Below are 2887 nucleotides of genomic sequence, written 5' to 3'. Positions count from 1 at the left end.
CCGCGCCCGGCAAAGGCGCTGTCGACGCCGGAATACCGGCGCGCGTGCGTCATTGCGCGTCGCGAGGAAGTCTGCGCCGCGGACGCCGCGGGAAACGCACGGGCTCGCAGGGGAAACTTACGGCGAGCACGGGCGTTTCCGCGAAGTCGCCATGCCGGGCCCTTGCCACCGGGCCGGCAGACCACGATCATCGTCATGGGAGGCGCCGTGGAAGTCATCAACAGCCGGCTCATCAGCTGGGCCTCGATCCTGGATGACGCGACCCGCGAGCAGGCCCTGGTCACGGCTCAGCTGTCCATCATCTATCCGCACCTGGCGCTGATGCCGGACGCCCACCTGGGCCTGGGTGCCACCGTGGGCTCCGTCATCCCCACCCTGGGTGCGGTCATCCCTGCGGCCGTGGGCGTCGACATCGGCTGCGGCATGATCGCCGTCCGCACGCAGTACGCCCTCAGCGAGCTGCCCAAGGACCGGAAACGGCTGCGGGAGGGCATTGAGCACGCCATCCCGCTGTCCGCGGGGCACTTCAACCACGGGATCAGTGCCACCGCGGCGCCCCGGATTGCCGAACTGCGCCGCATGGCAGTCCACGCGCGCTTCGACCCCGCCCAGTACGCCGCGAACTGGACGCTGCAGCTGGGATCGCTGGGCTCGGGCAACCATTTCATCGAGGTGTGCGCGGATGAGACGGACGCCGTCTGGCTGTTCCTGCACTCGGGCTCCCGCGGCGTTGGCAACAAGCTCGCGCAGCGGCACATCGGCGAGGCCCGGAGCGCGGTCCGGAGCGGGCAGATCGTGGTGCCGCACCCGGACCTGGCCTACCTCAGGGAAGGCACGCCCGAATTCGACCGGTACATCAGGGAACTCCGCTGGGCCCAGCACTTCGCCCTGCTGAACCGCGAGGAGATGATGGACCGGGTGGTGGGGCAGTTTGAATCCTGGATCGGTGGCCATGTCCGCGAGGCCGAACGGATCAACTGCCACCACAACTTCACCGCGAAGGAATGGCATTACGGCAAGTCCGTCTGGGTCTCGCGCAAAGGCGCCATCCGGGCCGAGGCGGGGGACCCCGGGCTGATTCCTGGCTCCATGGGCACCGCGTCCTACGTAGTCGTCGGGCTGGGGAACCCCAAATCGCTGAACTCCTCCCCGCATGGCGCCGGTCGGGAATACTCACGGCACGCGGCGCAGAAGACATTCACCCTGGCCCAGCTGAAGGCCGCCATGCAGGGCATCGAATTCCGTCCCAGCAAGGCCTTCATCGACGAAATCCCCGCGGCCTACAAACCCATCGACCAGGTGATGCGCGACTCCGCGGACCTCGTGAAGATACGGCACAAGCTCCGGCAGCTCGTCAACGTTAAAGGCGATTAATCCGCCGAAATGCCGGATGGCGGCCCCGCATATGACGCTGCATGAACTCGCGTGACCCCGGGTTTCCGGACCGTTGAACGGTCTTCGTGGCAGTCCCTATGGTGAACCAATGACCACAACGGATCGGCTCTTCAACGGCCCCCGCGATGAGTTCCGGGGGCGATGTCGCCGGCGCTGACCACCCGCCCGGCCTCCCCGTACACCCCCACGAACAGGACTTCCCGCATGTCATCGCCCTCGCAGAACCCCACCCCCGGCCAGACCTCCGGCCAGGCAACCGGCCAGGCAGCCGCCACCTCCGGCCAGACCCCCGGTACCACCCGGATCGTCGCCGGCGAGTCCGCCAAACCCAAGCGCAAGCGCACCCTCGAGATCGGCCTGGCTGCCGGCCTGGTGCTGCTGATCGGCGCCGGTGCCGCCGTCGCGTCCACGGTGTCCCGGACCAATGACGCCGCGCCCGCAGCTGCGGTTGCCGAAACCCCCGCCGCCGAACTCAAACTCGGCTACTTCGGCAACATCACGCACGCCCCGGCCCTCGTCGGGGTCAGCCAGGGCCTGATCGCGAAGAGCCTCGGCGGGACCAAGCTCAGCACCCAGGTCTTCAACGCCGGCCCCGCCGCGATCGAGGCCCTCAACGCCGGCGCCATCGACGCCACCTACATCGGCCCCAACCCGGCCATTAACTCCTACGTCAAGAGCAAGGGCGAATCGATCAGCATCATCGCCGGCGCAGCTTCCGGCGGAGCCCAGCTGGTGGTCAAACCCGGGATCGCCTCGGCCGCGGACCTCAAGGGCAAGAAGCTCGCGACCCCGCAGCTCGGCGGCACGCAGGACGTGGCACTTCGCGCCTGGCTCGGCAAGCAGGGCTACAAGACCAACACGGACGGCAGCGGCGACGTCGCCATCAACCCCACCGAGAACGCCCAGACCCTGAAGCTGTTCCAGGACGGCAAGCTCGACGGCGCGTGGCTGCCGGAGCCCTGGGCCTCCCGCCTGGTGCTCCAGGCCGGCGCGAAGGTCCTCGTCGACGAAAAGGACCTGTGGGAGAAGGGCGAGTTCATCACCACCGTCCTGATCGTCAACAAGAAGTTCGCCGCCGAGCACCCCGCCACGGTCAAGGCGCTGCTGAAGGGCCACGTCGACTCCGTGAACTGGCTCAACGCCGCACCCGCTGCGGAGAAGTCCACTGTCCTCAACGCAGCCCTCAAGGAATCCGCCGGTGCCGCCCTGCCGGCCGACGTGATCGACCGGTCGCTCAAGAACATCGTCTTCACCGTCGACCCGCTCGCCGGAACGTACAAGAAACTCCTCCAGGACGGTGTCGACGCCGGGACCACCACCCAGGCCGACATCACCGGCATCTTCGACCTCTCGGCCCTGAACAGTGTCCTCGGCGAGGGCGCCACCGGGCGGAAGGTCTCCGCACAGGGACTGGGCAAGGACTAGCCAGTCCCGCCGCCCGCTCCGCCAACCCCAGTCCCGCTCCGCCAACCCCAGTCCCGCTCCGCCAACC

General features: G+C 68.2%; 2 protein-coding genes. Both read left to right on the top strand.

Annotation, left to right across the window (positions count from 1 at the left end; all coding sequences use genetic code 11):
• Positions 1-207: 207 nt before the first annotated feature.
• Positions 208-1374 carry an RtcB family protein gene (locus tag QCD75_RS21680; RefSeq protein WP_301231594.1) on the top strand — a complete coding sequence of 389 codons (1167 nt, stop codon included), beginning with the start codon at positions 208-210 and terminating at the stop codon, positions 1372-1374.
• 225 nt (positions 1375-1599) lie between these two features.
• Positions 1600-2820, top strand: coding sequence for an ABC transporter substrate-binding protein (locus QCD75_RS21675; protein ID WP_301231592.1), 1221 nt, complete (start codon positions 1600-1602; stop codon positions 2818-2820).
• Positions 2821-2887: the final 67 nt, after the last annotated feature.

The sequence above is a fragment of the Arthrobacter sp. PsM3 genome (assembly GCF_030433895.1).
In the GTDB taxonomy this organism is placed as follows: Bacteria; Actinomycetota; Actinomycetes; order Actinomycetales; family Micrococcaceae; genus Arthrobacter.
Note: the sequence above shows the minus strand (reverse complement) of the source record. Positions and strands in the feature narration are given on the sequence as shown.